Source organism: Streptococcus sp. E17BB, from assembly GCF_041807725.1.
In the GTDB taxonomy this organism is placed as follows: Bacteria; Bacillota; Bacilli; order Lactobacillales; family Streptococcaceae; genus Streptococcus; species Streptococcus entericus.
The window spans coordinates 1-15,914 of record NZ_JBGTZC010000028.1; the positions used below are offsets into that span (position 1 = coordinate 1).

The 15,914-nt window shown below is 46.0% G+C and carries 15 protein-coding genes and 1 pseudogene; 1 reads left to right on the forward strand and 15 read right to left on the reverse strand.

Annotation, left to right across the window (positions count from 1 at the left end; genetic code table 11):
* Positions 1 to 293: transposase (locus tag ACERC7_RS07630; RefSeq protein WP_373666593.1), on the forward strand; the 293-nt coding region annotated here is incomplete at its 5' end.
* A 171-nt stretch (positions 294 to 464) separates the two neighbouring features.
* Here the strand turns inward: ACERC7_RS07630 and ACERC7_RS07635 are convergent.
* From ACERC7_RS07635 to ACERC7_RS07705, 15 genes and pseudogenes are all read right to left on the reverse strand, one after another.
* Positions 465 to 724, reverse strand: a pseudogene (locus ACERC7_RS07635) (NUDIX hydrolase N-terminal domain-containing protein); the annotation flags it as partial.
* Entirely contained in the window at positions 714 to 1,451 is a 738-nt protein-coding gene (locus tag ACERC7_RS07640) for an acyl-ACP thioesterase domain-containing protein (protein ID WP_373666594.1), read from the reverse strand. The gene ACERC7_RS07640 and the pseudogene ACERC7_RS07635, both read right to left, overlap by 11 nt.
* Positions 1,452 to 2,588, reverse strand: a complete 1,137-nt coding sequence (gene hemW, locus ACERC7_RS07645; protein WP_373666595.1) for a radical SAM family heme chaperone HemW — start codon at positions 2,586 to 2,588, stop codon at positions 1,452 to 1,454.
* A gap of 325 nt (positions 2,589 to 2,913) precedes the next feature.
* Complete coding sequence (gene glmM, locus ACERC7_RS07650) at positions 2,914 to 4,266, reverse strand: phosphoglucosamine mutase (RefSeq protein ID WP_373666596.1); 1,353 nt, start codon at positions 4,264 to 4,266, stop codon at positions 2,914 to 2,916.
* A gap of 87 nt (positions 4,267 to 4,353) precedes the next feature.
* Positions 4,354 to 5,316 (reverse strand): YbbR-like domain-containing protein, encoded by a 963-nt coding sequence (locus ACERC7_RS07655; protein ID WP_373657885.1) that lies wholly within the window; start codon positions 5,314 to 5,316, stop codon positions 4,354 to 4,356.
* Position 5,317: 1 nt separating this feature from the next.
* Positions 5,318 to 6,166: a diadenylate cyclase CdaA gene (cdaA, locus tag ACERC7_RS07660; RefSeq protein WP_373666611.1), complete on the reverse strand. Its 849-nt coding sequence runs from the start codon at positions 6,164 to 6,166 to the stop codon at positions 5,318 to 5,320.
* Positions 6,167 to 6,386: 220 nt separating this feature from the next.
* Entirely contained in the window at positions 6,387 to 8,048 is a 1,662-nt protein-coding gene (locus tag ACERC7_RS07665) for a ribonuclease J (RefSeq protein ID WP_373666597.1), read from the reverse strand.
* A 210-nt stretch (positions 8,049 to 8,258) separates the two neighbouring features.
* Entirely contained in the window at positions 8,259 to 8,714 is a 456-nt protein-coding gene (locus ACERC7_RS07670) for a pyridoxamine 5'-phosphate oxidase family protein (RefSeq protein WP_373657888.1), read from the reverse strand.
* Positions 8,715 to 8,819: 105 nt separating this feature from the next.
* A complete protein-coding gene (locus ACERC7_RS07675) occupies positions 8,820 to 9,242 on the reverse strand; it encodes a hypothetical protein (RefSeq protein ID WP_373666598.1) in 423 nt (140 codons plus the stop codon).
* Positions 9,243 to 9,244: 2 nt separating this feature from the next.
* Entirely contained in the window at positions 9,245 to 11,158 is a 1,914-nt protein-coding gene (locus tag ACERC7_RS07680) for an ATP-binding cassette domain-containing protein (RefSeq protein WP_373666599.1), read from the reverse strand.
* Between the two features lie 308 nt (positions 11,159 to 11,466).
* A complete protein-coding gene (locus tag ACERC7_RS07685) occupies positions 11,467 to 12,795 on the reverse strand; it encodes a hemolysin family protein (RefSeq protein ID WP_373660007.1) in 1,329 nt (442 codons plus the stop codon).
* Positions 12,796 to 12,866: 71 nt separating this feature from the next.
* Positions 12,867 to 13,325, reverse strand: coding sequence for a hypothetical protein (locus tag ACERC7_RS07690; protein ID WP_373666600.1), 459 nt, complete (start codon positions 13,323 to 13,325; stop codon positions 12,867 to 12,869).
* Positions 13,315 to 13,944 (reverse strand): alpha/beta fold hydrolase, encoded by a 630-nt coding sequence (locus tag ACERC7_RS07695; RefSeq protein ID WP_373666601.1) that lies wholly within the window; start codon positions 13,942 to 13,944, stop codon positions 13,315 to 13,317. Before ACERC7_RS07695 ends, ACERC7_RS07690 begins: the two co-directional genes overlap by 11 nt.
* A 16-nt stretch (positions 13,945 to 13,960) precedes the next feature.
* Complete coding sequence (locus tag ACERC7_RS07700) at positions 13,961 to 14,824, reverse strand: GNAT family N-acetyltransferase (RefSeq protein WP_373666602.1); 864 nt, start codon at positions 14,822 to 14,824, stop codon at positions 13,961 to 13,963.
* Between the two features lie 65 nt (positions 14,825 to 14,889).
* Positions 14,890 to 15,876 (reverse strand): rhodanese-related sulfurtransferase, encoded by a 987-nt coding sequence (locus ACERC7_RS07705; protein ID WP_018368680.1) that lies wholly within the window; start codon positions 15,874 to 15,876, stop codon positions 14,890 to 14,892.
* Positions 15,877 to 15,914: the final 38 nt, after the last annotated feature.

The window sequence follows — 15,914 nt, forward strand, 5'->3', positions numbered from 1 at the left end:
TCAACCTCTTCCACTCGGATCGGGGCAAGGAGTTCGATAATCAGTTGATTGATGAGATGCTTGAAACCTTTGGCATTACCCGTTCCCTCAGTCAAGCGGGCTGTCCCTATGATAATGCCGTCGCTAAGAGCACCTACCGCTCTTTCAAACTGGAGTTTATCAACCAGGAGACCTGCCAGCCACTAGAAGAACTAACCCTTAAAACCAAGGACTATGTCCACTGGTGGAACCATCATCGCATTCACGGTAGTCTCGATTACCAAACACCTATGGTTAAGCGAGTTATCGCTTAACAAAAACACTTTATAAAAANTTACCAAACACCTATGGTTAAGCGAGTTATCGCTTAACAAAAACACTTTATAAAAATTGTACAGAAAAGGGGTGCCTTTTCACAACATCCAAGTCTGTCTCCCTGTCAAAGAGAGGACGACCGCTCAAATGGTTCCACATCGCGTTGCGAACTGCACCAGCAAGATTTTCCCCTCTTGGAAAATGGCTGCGCGGGTATCAAGCTTGGGGTCTGGTAGCCTGTCTCGCTGGCAAAAAGATCCCTTACCACCTTTAACGGTTGACCAGATGGCTCAACCAGCATCTCTGCTGCCATCTGACGGATTTCCTCAAACCGTTCCTTGTCAAAAGCGTTGGTTGTATAAGCCAGACCGTTTTGCGCGAGCGACTGCAAACGCGTTGCCCAGCTTAACCACTTGTCCTCACTGGCCATCACGCACCTCCCAGTCTATCATAGCTTGGGCATGGAGCTGATCGCCAACCTGTATCTCATGGCGACTGGTCAAGTTCGCCATCTCAAAACACGCTGTCACATGACCTTTAGGAGCAATTTCCTTGATAAACTTGAGTTGGATCCGTTTTGGACGATGTGCCATCAAAAAGTCATAGCCCAGTACCTCGTAGCACCAGTCCAAATACCTGCCATTGTTGACATGTCCATTCATGTCGATGTCAAAGTAACGAACAGGGAAACTCTGGCTATCTGGAGTCGTCAAACTTGGGCATTTTGCCATCTTAGGCAAGCGCTTGACCTGCTCCGACCCATAGGGTGCAATCAAGTCCTCTGGCACAGCCGATAAGCGGCGTGTCTGAAAATCAATCAAGACAAAGTAACAATCAATGCTGATCAGCTCTGCCATTTCCCCATCAAGAATGCGAAAGCACCGATGACAGATGAACTTATCATAGGCAACGGCCTCTGTCTCGATGGTAACGGTGTCAGCGTAGCGTGGCAGGCGGTTGATGGTCAGCTGGTAGTCGGTGACCACCCAGACCAAGCCATACTGCTCAAAAACTGCCACATCACTACGACCAATGGCTGCTGACTGACGCCCCGACACCCCCAAGCAATAGGAAATGAACTTGGACAAGACAATCTCCTGCTGGACATCGGTCATATCAAAGGGAATGGTTAGGTGTTCGCTATAAATCTGTGCCATCTAGTCCTCCTTGTCTAAAATAAAGCGTTCTGCTACGGTATCACCCAGAAAGAGCCCTTTCTGGGTCATGCGCAGACGGTCACCATCTAGTTGAACCAGTCCTTCCATCTGCAAGTCACGGACCACCTGACCGTAGATGGTTTCAAAACTAGTCTCAAACTTACGCTCGAAACGAGAAATGGAGACGCCAGTTTTTTTACGCAATCCGAGGAAAAATTCCTCCTCCATCTGCTCGGTTTTGGTTAAGACCTCCTCTGACAGTCTAGCGTTACCCTCAGCCACAGCTTTCAAATAATGCTGAATGGGACCTCGATTACGGTAACGGATACCGTCCAAATAGCCAGACGCTCCAGCCCCACAACCGAAGTACTCATCATTGTCCCAGTAGACCAGATTGTGTTTGCTCTCAAAACCAGGCTTGGCAAAATTGGCAATCTCGTAATGGTCAAAGCCTGCCTTCTTCAGTTCTGATAAAATATAATCAAACATCTCTGCTTCGGTATCCTCAGTCGGTAGATTGAGCTTGCCACGACGCATTTTGTTCATAAAGACAGTGTGGTGCTCCAGTATCAAGCTGTAAAGACTGAGATGAGGGATGTCCAATGCCAAAGCCTTGGCCACATTTTCCTTGACATCGTCTAGGGTCTGACCAGGCAGGGCATAAATCAAATCAATGGAGATGTTGTCAAAATCAGCACCTTTCAGGGCATCAATACTTTCATAAATCTGGGCTTCATTATGGCTACGACCGATTTTTTTCAGGTGCTTGTTGTTGAAGGTCTGAACGCCCAAAGAGACCCGATTAACTGCCGAATGTTTCAGCACAGCGATTTTATCCGCATCCAAGTCACCAGGATTAGCCTCAATGGTAAATTCCTCCAGCATGGACAAGTCCAAGTGCTTGGTCAGCTCCGTCAAAACATAGTCCAGCTGCTGAGCAGTGATAGCTGTCGGTGTACCACCACCCATATAGAGGGTGCGGAGACGCTTGATGTCGTAACTCTCAAACTCACGCACAAGAACCCGCAGATAGTCGTCCACAGGCTGATTCTGGATAAACACCTTAGAAAAGTCACAGTAATAACAAATCTGAGTACAAAAAGGGATATGCACATAGGCAGACGTCGGTTTGTTCATTTTTTTATTGTACCACTTTTTTGGAAAAATCGCAGAGCTAAATTCTCAACTCACTGAAGAGCTGATAGGAAAAAGAGAAGGGACGTGAAACAAAAATCGGTAATTCTTTAGAATGCGATTGTCCCTCACCTCCCTAATTTTAGGCTTCAGGCTGAAACAGTCTATTGGACTATTTTTGACACTTGCGCCGCAAGTGTCATTTCCTGATTAAAAAGGTCTCCCTGACCTTTTTAGCCCACTTCCGCATCGCTCAAATAGTCAGAGAAGTGACTGATTAACGTTTGAAATTTGAGGCTGGAACAAAAATCCCAGACTCATTTTTGAATTACTCCAACCCAATCTCCGCACGTACAACATCAGCGATGGTATCCACATAATAGTTCACCAACTCATCAGTCGGCGCCTCCGCCATGACACGAAGCAGGGGCTCAGTCCCACTCGGACGCACCAAAATCCGTCCATTGCCTGCCATTTTTTCTTCCATCTTGGTGATAATGGTGGCGATAGCAGGCACTTCCATCGCCTTGTTTTTCATACTATTATCCACACGGATATTAACCAATTTCTGCGGGAAAATATCAACTTGACTGGCTAATTCGGACAAGGATTTGCCTGTTTCAGCCATGATTTTAGTCAGCTGGATGGCAGTCAACTGTCCATCACCTGTGGTGTTATAATCCATGATAATGACATGTCCAGACTGCTCACCGCCCAAGTTATAACCACCGCGACGCATTTCTTCAACCACATAACGGTCACCAACAGCGGTCACCGCTTTGTCAATGCCTTCACGTTCCAAAGCCTTATGGAAACCAAGGTTACTCATCACGGTCGTCACAATGGTGTTTTGGGCTAACTGACCCTTCTCCGCTAGGTATTTCCCGATGATAAACATAATTTTATCACCATCTACAATATCGCCGTTTTCATCAACCGCAATCAAGCGATCGCTATCACCGTCAAAGGCAAGACCAATAGCAGAGCCTGTCTCACGAACCGTTTGCTGAAGCTTTTCTGGGTGAGTTGAGCCGACACCATCATTGATGTTAAGCCCATCAGGCTGATCACCAATAACAGTGATCTCCGCATTTAAGTCAAGGAAAATCGAACGAGCCGATGAGTAGGCTGCCCCGTGGGCGGCATCCAAGGTCACCTTCATACCAGCCAAATCGGCTCCAGTAGAAACCAAGAATTTCTCGTACTTGCGCAAGCCCTCTGGATAAGCCACTAAGGTTCCGAGACCCTCAGCTGACGGTCGTGGGAGGCCATCGTTTGGAGTGTCCAAGAGTGCTTCAATTTCAAGCTCCGTTTCATCAGCCAGTTTGAAACCGTCTGACCCAAAGAACTTGATACCATTGTCTTGAGCAGGGTTATGACTGGCTGAAATCATGATACCAGCGCTAGCATTTTCCGTCTGAACCAGATAAGACACTCCCGGCGTGGCTAAGACGCCCAGCTGGTAAACCTCGATACCAACTGAAAGAAGCCCAGCCACCAAAGCAGCCTCCAACATCTCCCCTGAGATACGGGTATCACGTGCGACAAAGACCTTTGGTTGCCCTTCTTCGTGCTGACTGAGGACATAGCCACCAAAGCGACCTAGTTTGAAGGCCAGTTCTGGTGTCAATTCAACGTTTGCTTCTCCACGAACTCCATCCGTTCCAAAATATTTTACCATTTTTCTTATGCGGTAACCCGCTTCTCACTTTCTTTTTGTTTTTTGTTTCCTAACTTATGCCATATTTGTTATGGAAAGGTTTGATAACTACTTTTTGGTCACTTTCAGTTTAACGTCGATAACTTCTGGCGTTACTTTGACCCCTTCAGCAGATAAGGTTAAGGTTTTTCGCGTATCTTTCTTGATATCAGAAATATCAATCGTTACTAAAACGCGATCTGTCTCATCTAAGGCTTCCTGACTACCTGAGATAATCACCTCACTGAACCCTAATTCATAATTGATATGAGACAGACTACTATCCAGTTGCCCAGTTAGCTCAACAACCAAAGGAACTGTTTTGGTTAATTTTCGCAAATTAACTGTTAATTCCGCTTTCGCAGGGGTGATGATTGCCGGTAAAACTGAGCCTTGCTCAGAAACAGCTTGCAAGGTGACCGATTCTTTAACTTGGTCTTTTGATAGGCTTGTCTCATCAGGCAAGCTAGCAATCACACGAGCAATCTGACCAATTGTGTTTTCATCACTGGTGACTGCAACATCAGAAACATCCAGACTAGCTGACTCGTATACATACCCTGGCATCACCCGTTCCTCATTAACCACTGCTTCGACAGGGAAATTTTTTGTCACCCGTTTACCGAGCGTAACAGTCATGGTTGCTGGTCGAACTTCAGCGGTCACATCGCTGGGTAAATCCCTCACATCCAAGCTCACTTTAGTGGTGCCTTCAGTCAGTTTGGTTAAATCAGCAACAACCTTAAATTGCCGTGTATCTGGGTTGATTTCAGAATCTAATTTGACACGATTGGTCGATGCCAAATAAACTTCTGCTTCGTAGGAGTAGCCGCTGATAAAATACTCATCGCTATTGTATTTAATATCAATCGGAACATTTTCTAAAGTATGCGTGTAGGTCTCAGTTAACAGATTGATACGATTGCTGCTGCCATTATAGGCAACTATTTTTGCAGTTAAAAATAATAGCAGAGCAAAAACCAAGGAAACAACTGCCAGGCCAGAACGTTTTAGAGTAAACCAATTTCTCATTTCATCGCCCTCCCTTGATAACTGTTGTCCAGAAATTAGTGGTTTCTGGTGGTGTAACTAATTTTTCGCGGAGCACATCTTCCAACTCTTCCCAGGTCATATCATGCGTAAAGACATCCTTGTAGGTGAGGGATATGCCTCCTGTTTCCTCTGATACTACGACGGTCATCGCATCTGAGACCTCAGATAGACCAATCGCTGCTCTGTGCCTGGTTCCAAATTCTTTAGCAATGTAAGAGGAATCAGACAAGGGCAGGTAGGATGATGCAGAAGCAATCTTATTTTCTCTAATAATCACAGCCCCATCATGAAGCGGTGTATTGGGAATAAAAATGTTGATCAAGATCTGACTGGAAATATCTGCATCTAAAGAAATGCCTGTTGCAATATATTCTTGCAAGGTTTGGGTGCGCTCAATCACTATCAAGCCACCAATACGTCTGGGCGCCATGTACTTGACAGCACTGATGACAGCCGTCACTAAATTTTCCTCATGGCTAACTGTCTGTTGTTTAAGCAGGGATTGAGGGGTTCTGCCAAATTTTTCAAGAAAGCTCCTAATCTCAGGAGCAAAAATGACAACACCCGCAATCACACCGTAGGTCGTCACCTGATTCATCAGATAAGTAATCGTTGTCAAATCCAACAATGCCGCGACAAATCGCAAAAGAATAAAAAGACCGACACCCTGAACCAGCGACATAATTTTTGTGCCAGCTAAAGCTCTAATAAATCGATAAATCAACCAAGTGACCAAAAAAAGGTCAACAAGGTTAATAATAATTTCCCACGGGCTGGCAAACAAACTTTCTAATAATTGTTGATCTATCAAACCATTCCCCCCGTCCATCTTCTGTTGTTTCATTATACCATAACCGAAACAAAAAAACCAGCTGGGCTGGCTTGTCATCGCGACAGAAGAATAAGAAAAGGCACTGGCAACTATACATCTGTTACAAGTGCTTTTCAAAGATTTTCAGAACATCAATTTTCGAGACATTGTTGCGTTCATCTAGCTGTCATGACTTTTTTAGATGGGCTTAAAATCTACTAAGTTGAGAACTAGCACCTTAACGCACTTCCATAATCACAGGCAAAATAGATGGGCGACGTTTGGTCTGATCGTAAAGATACTTGCTTAATTTGTCACGAACCAAGTTTTTCAACTGACTCCAGTCAAAATCTGGTTGACTTAAATAAGCCTCAACGGTCTGGTTAACGAGCTCCGCACTGTCATAGAGAATGTCTTTGTTCTTTTTCACATAAACAAAGCCACGCGTATGGAATTTTGCCTTAGAAATAATCTTTTTCTGGCGTTTGTTAATGGTCATGGCAACGATGAAAATACCTTCTTCAGAGAGAATCTGGCGATCGCGGAGGACAACACTTCCCAAATCACCCATGGCATTGCCATCAATCATCACATCACCAGAAGGAACGGAACCTTCGTGCAAGAAACCTTCTTCTCCTAAAACCATACGGTTGCCCTTTTTCATGATGTAGATATGCTCTGGCAAATGACCGATATCCATGGCTAAGTCTGCATGTGCAGACAGTTCACGGTATTCCCCTTGAACGGGAAAGAGGTAGGTCGGTTTTAGCAAGTTAATCAAGAGTTGCAAATCTCGTGCATTAGCATGACCAGATACGCGCATGTGCTTAGCAATGGACTTAACAGAACCGCCTGCCTTGTAAATAAGGTTAGCCACTCTTGCCACCATAGCTTCCTTAGCAACTGACGGTGTAGTCACGATATAAACCAAATCGCCATCTTTAATATTGACATAACGGTGACGACCCTGCGCCATCTTACTCAAAGAGTTTATCGGCTCACCCATGCGACCATTTTCAAGGATAATCAGTTCATGGTCCTCATAGTTCGCCATATCTGCCACTTTGATAATCAAACGCTCATCAGCTAAAGAGAGCTTTTTCAACCGAATCCCTGTGCGAATAATGTTTTCCACATCATAGCCTGTCAAGACGACACGGCGACCGTTGCTGGCGGCAGCATCAAAGACCTGCTGGATACGAGACAAGTTGCTCGCTACAGCAGCCACAATAATTCTGCCTTCCCAATTGCTAATGACCCGATTGATTTCAGCGCCAACTTCTGATTCACTGGCAATTTGAACCTTGCTTTCAGCATTGGCAGAATCTGCCAAGAGAGCCAAAACGCCCTCACGACCAATCTCTGCCAAGCGGGCAAAATCAGTCTGGTAAAGCGGGCTTGCCGCTTGGTCAAATTTAAAGTCCCCTGTGTAGACAATATTGCCTTTAGGCGTTGACAAAACAATTCCCAGGCTCTCTGGAATAGAGTGAGTTGTCTTGAAAAAGGATACCGTACTATCGCCAAACTCAATTTCTGTCTCTGCATTGACCACATGATAATCTTCAAAGCGCTTAAAGAGATTAGCATTTTTCACAAAGAGTTTGGCCAATTCAATGGTCAATTCTGACCCAAAAACAGGCACCTTGATATGCTGGAGCACATACGGCAGGGCTCCGATAGCATCCGCATGACCGTGGGTGAGGAAAATCCCTTGGACACGCTTTTTGTTCTCAATCAAATAGTCCAGGTTAGGAATCACAACATCAACACCTAACTGCTCACTTTCAGGGTACTTAACACCTGTATCAAGGATAAAAATCGACCCACAGATGTCCACCACATAAAAATTCTTTCCGATTTCACGGACACCACCCAAGGCGATGATATTAACTGCTGTCACACTATTCTCCTTTATCATTTTGCTAAATACTTGAAGATCGAGTTTGTTTTAATCAGACCAACAAGCCTCGACCACTTCTTCAGACAAACGGTCCTTAATCAGCTGTGCTAGCATTAAGTCGATTTACTGTCGCGCAAACAAAAAGTTGCATACATGGTTAGTATACAACTTTTCACAAATTATTTCAAATCCTAAATCATCTGAGATTGCCTAGGTAATGCTTCGCGCGGTCTCTGAGCGACCTTCTCCAATAGAAAAAACATACTTGTGCCCTTGTGTCAAGCTGTGGTAGAAACCAACTCCCTCATAAAGCTGGAAAACTTCGATGTCTTCCTGCTTCTCATGATTTGGGTAAACATAATTAACATAAGGATTGCCAGCAAGTAAATCGTAAAGTCGGTCAGGACCAACTGGTCGTACCTTTCCCTCTATACGAATGACCTGAATCAAATAGTCTTCTTGGCTCATCGCCGTGACAGCCACATTTGGATTTGTCGCCACCTGCTTGAAAAACTTGGTCTCAGGGCTTGTCATAAAGAAAATGCCTTGTTCATTTGCCACACCGATGTGAAAATGTCTGGCATGTGGCATGCCTGACTCGTCCACAGTCGCAAATACAGCGACCCCCATGTCTTCTAAAATGCCTAAAATGTCTTTGACGTCCATTGATATCCACCCTTTGCAATCGTTTTCTAAATCGATTATACCATATTTCAGGTATTTTAGGAAGTATTTCACAAAAAAGTTATCCCTGTGACGTCTTATCTAACATTACGGCCAGTCCTGAAACCAGGCATCACCAGTCAACTCATTCCATTTATAATAGACAGCTTCACAAGAAAAGGTGTAAGCAACACAATACCGCCAATCAATGTCACACAGTAGCGGAGCTGTTCTGTTGGCCCTATCAAACTCAAAGCAAAGCACTTCAAACCGCTTAGAAGTAAGAGCCTCTAAGCTCGGTGAAAAATCCTCTGCACCATAGACCTCTCTGACTTGTACCAGTTCATAAGACTGCAAGACAACCTCTGCTAGTCCTGTTGTTTGGTGCCTGTGTGTCGGATTTAAAGAGTGGCTGGCTAAAATATCAATCCCCTGTTCAAAAGACAAGGTCAGTTCTCGCCCAAATTCTACGGCTGTGATAAAACAATCATGCAAGGTCAGTTGAGCTTCTTGGGTAACAAAGCGATACATGACTAATCCCCCATTTCCTCACTCAACTGCTCCCACTCCTCCATGAGTACCAACTGCTGCTCGTCTAGGCTCTCCAGCTCTTTTTGGAGGTCGGTCAGCTGACCCAGGTCATTGGTGGTCAGCATAGCTTGGTTAATCTCTGCTTGGCGGGTTTCTAGAGTTTCTAGCTGGTTTTCAATCTCGTCGATTCGGCGGGCTAATTTGCGGCGTTCTTTTTGGTCTGCCTTTTGGGACTGGTAATCGCTAGCGCCAGCTGATGGAGTGGCAGTTGGGCTAGTTATTATCTGCTGATCAGCTTGAAGCCGGGCTTCCTGCTCTGCCTTTTTCTCCAGATAATAATCATAATCGCCCAGATAGAGGGTGGAACCATCTGCTGAAATTTCAAGGATTTTGGTGGCGACACGGTTGATAAAGTAACGGTCGTGGCTGACAAAGAGCAGGGTGCCGTCAAAGTCAATCAGGGCGTTCTCCAGCACTTCCTTGCTGTCGATGTCCAAGTGGTTGGTCGGCTCATCGAGAACGAGGAAATTGTTGTTTTCCATGGATAGCTTGGCAAGAAGCAAGCGCGCTTTTTCACCGCCAGACAGCATAGCAACAGACTTTTTGACATCATCGCCAGAGAAGAGAAAGGCTCCGAGACGGTTGCGGATGTCCACTTCTGGCGTAGTCGGAAAGGCACTCCAGAGCTCCTCCAGCACGGTATTGGTGCGGGTCAGGGCGGACTGGGTCTGGTCGTAGTAGCCGGTCTCAACATTGGCACCGTAAACTGCCTCACCCGCGATGAGGGGAAGTTGTCCGACCATCGACTTGATAAGGGTGGTCTTGCCGATACCGTTTGGGCCGACGATGGCAATCGCATCGTATTTTCGGACGTCTAGTGAAATGGGCTGCGCCAGCACCTGATGGTCATAGCCGATAGCGATGGCATCAGCTGTCAAGACGATGTTACCAGAAGACTTGGCTGACGCGAAGGTCATATGGGCAGATTTTTGCCCAACTTGGGGCTTGTCCAAGCGTTCCATCTTTTCCAGTTGCTTGCGTCTGGACTGGGCTCGCTTGGTGGTCGAGGCACGGACGATGTTGCGGTTGATAAAGTCTTCCAGTTTGGCAATTTCCTTGGCCTGTTTCTCGTAGTTTTTGGCCTCGGTCTCTAGTTTTTGAGCCTTGAGTGCCATAAACTGGGAATAATTACCCACGTAGCGATCGAGGCTTTTGGGGGTCAAATCCAACGTGATAGTGGCAACCTTGTCCAAGAAATAGCGGTCGTGACTGACAATGATAAGTGCACCTTGATAGTTCTTGAGGTAATTTTCCAGCCAAGCGATGGTCTCGATGTCTAAGTGGTTGGTCGGCTCATCCAAGACCAGCAAATCTGGCTTTTCAAGGAGCATCTTCGCTAGCGCCAAGCGGGTATTCTGTCCGCCTGATAGTTCAGCGATGGGCATGTCCCACATGGACTGGTCAAACTTAAAGCCATTGAGAATGCTTTTGATGTCCGCTTCGTAGGTAAAGCCACCACGACTGCGGAAGTCCTCCGACAGCTGGTCATAGTCTGCCATCAAGCGGTCAAAGGCAGCGCCTGTCAGCTCTGCCATTTGCCCCTCCATAACTCGCAAACGGCTCTCAATCTGCCGCAGGTCGTCAAACACCGCCACCATCTCGGCATAGATGGTCTTGTCCGACGAAAAGCGACTATCTTGTGCCAGATAAGACAGGGAAAGATCGCGTTTGGTGCTGATGGTGCCTGAGGTCGGCGTTTCCTCGCCAACCAGCATCTTGAGAAGGGTCGACTTGCCCGCTCCATTACGCCCGACCAGGGCAATGCGGTCACGCTCATCAACCTGCAAGGAAATATTTTCAAAAAGAGGACTGCCTGCAAAAGCACGTTCGAGTTTGGTAGCTTGTAAAATAATCATAGGTTTATTGTAGCATAAAAGAGCAGGTTTTTCATTGGTCGATTGTTACTTCTGTTGGCACGTCATCATAACCAACAAGTTTCTGCTCATATAGCATCCTGGCTTTCGCTTTCCTCGATATCAAAAAAGAGGACCTCATCGTTTGTCCTCTTATATTAATCGCTTTTAGGCTAGGGCAAAATGCCCTGTCTCTCTAATCTTATTAAATATCTATACAAAGCCTAGTAATTTCATAGTTTTTTCAAGCTTTGGGTTATTCTGCTAGTTCTGTGTCATCCTTCTATCAGTGGGAATAGATGATCAGCCGATTACTCTGTCATGTCAGGCAAGTCGGTCATCAAGACTTTGAGTTTGAGAACGCGACCGTTTTTAACCTTGTCGTTGATAAGGGTAAGCTGCTTATCCTTGCTGGTTACTTGATAAGCTTCCTTTTCCTCCTGAGTTGGGATACTACCGATACCCGCTAGATAAAAGCCTGCCATGGTATCAACATCATCACTCTCCAGCTCGGTCTCAAAGTGGTCGTTGAACTCGTTGATGGTCATTGTCCCTTCAACGATATAAGTATTTTCTGCAATCTCACGCACAGACTCCGCAGCTCGGTCAGTTTCATCATCAATCTCGCCGACAATCTCCTCAAGCAAGTCCTCAAGGGTAACAAGACCTGCCACTCCGCCGTACTCATCCAGCAAAATCGCCATCTGGCGTTGGCTGCTCCGCAATTCTCCAATCAAATCATCGACAAAGACCGTATCAGGGACAAAAAGAACATCCTGCATAATTCGACGAATATTGACCTGATCAAAACCCTCGTGAAAGGCAGCGTGTAGCAATTTTTTGATGTGGATCAGACCGATAACCTTGTCCTTGTCACCATCATAGACCGGGATACGGGAAAAATTTTCCTTGAGGATAGCACTGATAATAGCAGAGCTATCATCGTTAATATCCACCATGAAAGCATCCGTCCTAGGCACCATGACCTCTCTGGCCATCATCTCATCGAGCGAGAATACCCCTTGAAGCATCTCGATTTCTTCCGCATCAAGTGAGGTCTCATTCTTGGTCAGAATGTACTCAATCTCGTCTCTAGTCATCTGATCATCCGCATCATCAAAAGCCATAGGTGTCAGGCGACTGAGTAGGTTGGTTGATGCAGAAAGCAACCAAACAAAGGGGCTAGCCAACTTTTCCAACAACAAAATCACTGGTACTGAGTAGATGGCTAGATTTTCCTTGAGATTCATGGCAATCCGCTTGGGATAGAGTTCCCCTAAAACGATGGAGATATAGGTCAAAAATGCTAGAGACAAGAGACTACCCGCCGTTTTTGCAGTAGCCGTATTGCCAAACCATGTCGCAATCTCAGCCCCCAGCGTGTCAGCCAGCTTAGCCCCTGACAGGAGGGTGATGAGGGTGATGCCCACCTGGATGGTCGAGAGAAAATTGTTAGGGTTCTCAAGCACGTTAACCAAGCGGATGTACTTCTTGTCGCCTTCTTCTGCTTTTTGCTCGACACGAGAACGATTGAGCGATACTAAGGCCATTTCCGTCGCAGAGAAAAAAGCATTAAAGAGGGTCAAGATAAGTAGTAAGATGAATTGTAACACGATGGTCTGACTGCCAGGGTCTTCCATGATGGTCTCCTTTTTTTACATTAGTCTATCCATTATAGCATATTTTTGGAAAAAACAAGCAGCTTTTAACTTTATTTTCTAGGCTTAAAGGGGAGGATAGCATCAAGAACCTGCTGGGAAATTTCATCATCAGTCAACCAGCGGTTTTCTTTTTCGTGATAACCGAGGCGAATAATTTGTAAATCAGAGCGCTTCAACAACGCATCAGGGAGATTGCTGCTGCTCTTGCCTTGGACAAGATACCAGCCATTTCTAAAGGTTGGGAAATGTTCCAAGAAACGCTCAAGATGAGGATAATAGGGGCTGTGCAACCAGACTAAGAGACACGAAATGGTCACCCCTTTTTCTTGTAGAAAATTGCTTAGATTTTCAAAAGAGGCAGCCTTTGAAAAATCAAAAGGGAAAAAGACTGCGTGAGGGTAGACCTCAAATAAGTCATCATAACGGCTCTTGTCTCGGCTGCACAACAAAACAGCTGGTCGTAACATCCCAGAACCTCCGATAACAACGACGACCTCTTTAGTTAACATGGTTGAGCACTTCCAAAAACTGGTTTAATTCCCTTACCAACTGTTCTGGTTGGTCTTTGTTGACCTCGTGACCTGCTTCAGCTATCACCGCCATCTCTGCTTTTGGCATCAAGTTCTTCAGTTGCTTGGCTGTTCTAAGGTTAATCTTATCGCACTCCCCACAGAGCAAGAGGACAGGCAAGGTCCTTGTTTGTAGAAAACCTGTCATATCCAGCTGAGCCAAGTCTCGATAAAAAGCCAGCAAATTTTCCTTGTCCAATCCTTGTTTTGCCAAGAGAGATGGAGCCAAGAGTTTGAGCAAGGCAACCTGCACCTTATAAGCCCAGTTTTTGGTAAATTGGTACTGACCCGCAATGCTGACAACTGCTCGGAGCTGCGGCGCTGGGTCTTGCAATAAGGACAGTGCTAACATGCCGCCCAAAGACAGCCCAATCACAACAACGTCTTCCTCGCTCTCACGCACCGCCTGCCTGACTTGCTCTTGCAAGCTGGAAAAATCAGGTAATTTTCCATGACGAAATAAGTTTAGGCTGACACAGTGATAACCCTTTAACCCTGTAATCACCTGCTCCCAAGCTTGGCTATCTTGCCCCACGCCGTGTAGAAAAATCAGTTTCATCACTCAATCCCCTCTCTTAATCCTTACTTGAGAGATAAATCACTTCTGTCTGGTTGACAAAGCCCAGTTGCTCATAAAGTTTTTTAGCACCCTCATTGTCCTTATCCACAGCGATTTGTAGTTCGGTATCACCTGCACGGTAACGGTCGTTGATGATGGTCTTGACCAGCTGACTACCAACGCCCTGACCGCGATAGGCAAGATCAACAGCAAGACCGTAAAGGTAAGTCAGGCTAGAGCTGATGTCCACCGTACAAGTGCCAATCACTTGATCAGCTAGGCGGGCAACATAAAGAAGACTGTCCTTATCTGCCAGGGCTTCTGACACATAGGTCAGACTGAGGTCTAGCGGCGTCTCAAACACGCGCGCTTTCAGCTCAGCAATGTCCTGCATCTCCTCTGGTCTAGCCAGCGAAAGAGACACATCAAGGGGCAGCTCTGCCATGTCCACAGGCAAGCACGCCCGTCCCAAAAAGTACTCACTATCGTCATCAATGACCAGTCCCCAAGCGGACAGGAGACCTGGATTTGCCTCAATAAAGGCACGCTCCGCAATAAAGGAAACCTCTGTCACGCCATAGGAAGCTGTTTCCGTTAAAAACTTCTGATAGAGTTGCCGAGCAATACCTTTCCTGCGGTGCTCTGGCGCAACAAAGAGAGATAAATCCACTTCAGGCGTATCGGCATAAACCGTCAACAAGCCAATTAAGTCATCCCCCTCGTAAGCCAAGAAAAAGGCCGGCATATCAGGGTTAAAATTAAGCTGATTGGATAAGTAGGGCTCTTTATAGGTCTTATCATGAGCCATGCAGTGGGTTAAAAAAGCTTTTACCCGTTTGCCTTGTTCAATAGATAAGCAATTCGTACTGATAATATCCATAGAAGTACCTCCATGAGGTCTATTATACCAAAAAAACCAGCCAAGAGGCTGGTCATCATCTCTGATTAAGCTGGAGCAACAACAGGTAGTGTTTCTCCGATTTCCGCTAATCTTGCTGCCCATTCTTCATGGGTCAATCCATGCTCTTCCACGTAGCGGTTGCGGGCATGAGCACGGCATTCTGCTGAACAGCCACGAACATATTTGTGTTCGTTCTCTTCAGACGTCAACATGTGACGGTTACAGAATGGGTTGGCACAATTAACATAACGTTCACATGGTGTGCCGTCAAACCAGTCCTTTCCAATGATTTTTGGATCAACATGGTTGATGTCTACGGCAATGCGCTCGTCAAAGACATACATCTTGCCATCCCACAGCTCGCCCTGAACCTCAGGATCCTTACCGTAAGTGGCGATACCACCGTGGAGCTGACCAACATCCTTGTAGCCCTCACGCACCATCCAGCCTGAGAATTTCTCACAGCGGACACCACCGGTACAGTAGACCACGACACGCTTGTCCATGAATTTTTCCTTGTTGTCCCGCACCCACTGTGGCAATTCGCGGAAGTTGCGGATATCTGGGCGAATGGCGCCACGGAAGTGACCGAGGTCGTACTCGTAGTCATTACGGGTATCCAAGACAACGGTATTTTCATCCAAAAGAGCTTCTTTGAACTCTTTCGGTGTCAGGTAGGCCCCTGTGGTTTCCAATGGGTTGATATCCGCATCGAAATCATTGTCCTCAAGCCCCAAGTGAACAATTTCCTTGCGGTAGCGAACAAACATCTTCTTAAAGGCTTGCTCCTCTTCGAGGTCAATCTTGAACCAGAGGTCAGCAAAACGCTCATCGCTGTGCACCCAGTCCATGTATTTCTGAGTGGTTTCAAAATCTCCAGAAACAGTACCGTTGATGCCCTCTTCCGAAATCAAAATCCGCCCCTTGAGACCGATTGATTTACAAAAGTCCAAATGAGTCTGCACGTATTCTTTGGCATTCTCGATATGGACGTACTTATAGTAGAGTAATACTCTAATGTCCTTTGACATATGCTTCTCCCTATCTTTGCATGAGATAATTATGAATG

Excerpts from the sequence above, each read along its gene's own strand:
- ACERC7_RS07640 (WP_373666594.1), bottom strand. The coding sequence starts at position 1,451 with ATGGCACAGATTTATAGCGAACACCTAACCATTCCCTTTGATATGACC.
- hemW (WP_373666595.1), bottom strand. The coding sequence starts at position 2,588 with ATGAACAAACCGACGTCTGCCTATGTGCATATCCCTTTTTGTACTCAG.
- glmM (WP_373666596.1), bottom strand. The coding sequence starts at position 4,266 with ATGGTAAAATATTTTGGAACGGATGGAGTTCGTGGAGAAGCAAACGTT.
- ACERC7_RS07655 (WP_373657885.1), bottom strand. The coding sequence starts at position 5,316 with ATGAGAAATTGGTTTACTCTAAAACGTTCTGGCCTGGCAGTTGTTTCC.
- cdaA (WP_373666611.1), bottom strand. The coding sequence starts at position 6,166 with ATGGACGGGGGGAATGGTTTGATAGATCAACAATTATTAGAAAGTTTG.
- ACERC7_RS07670 (WP_373657888.1), bottom strand. The coding sequence starts at position 8,714 with ATGGACGTCAAAGACATTTTAGGCATTTTAGAAGACATGGGGGTCGCT.
- ACERC7_RS07675 (WP_373666598.1), bottom strand. The coding sequence starts at position 9,242 with ATGTATCGCTTTGTTACCCAAGAAGCTCAACTGACCTTGCATGATTGT.
- ACERC7_RS07680 (WP_373666599.1), bottom strand. The coding sequence starts at position 11,158 with ATGATTATTTTACAAGCTACCAAACTCGAACGTGCTTTTGCAGGCAGT.
- ACERC7_RS07685 (WP_373660007.1), bottom strand. The coding sequence starts at position 12,795 with ATGGAAGACCCTGGCAGTCAGACCATCGTGTTACAATTCATCTTACTA.
- ACERC7_RS07690 (WP_373666600.1), bottom strand. The coding sequence starts at position 13,325 with ATGTTAACTAAAGAGGTCGTCGTTGTTATCGGAGGTTCTGGGATGTTA.
- ACERC7_RS07695 (WP_373666601.1), bottom strand. The coding sequence starts at position 13,944 with ATGAAACTGATTTTTCTACACGGCGTGGGGCAAGATAGCCAAGCTTGG.
- ACERC7_RS07700 (WP_373666602.1), bottom strand. The coding sequence starts at position 14,824 with ATGGATATTATCAGTACGAATTGCTTATCTATTGAACAAGGCAAACGG.
- ACERC7_RS07705 (WP_018368680.1), bottom strand. The coding sequence starts at position 15,876 with ATGTCAAAGGACATTAGAGTATTACTCTACTATAAGTACGTCCATATC.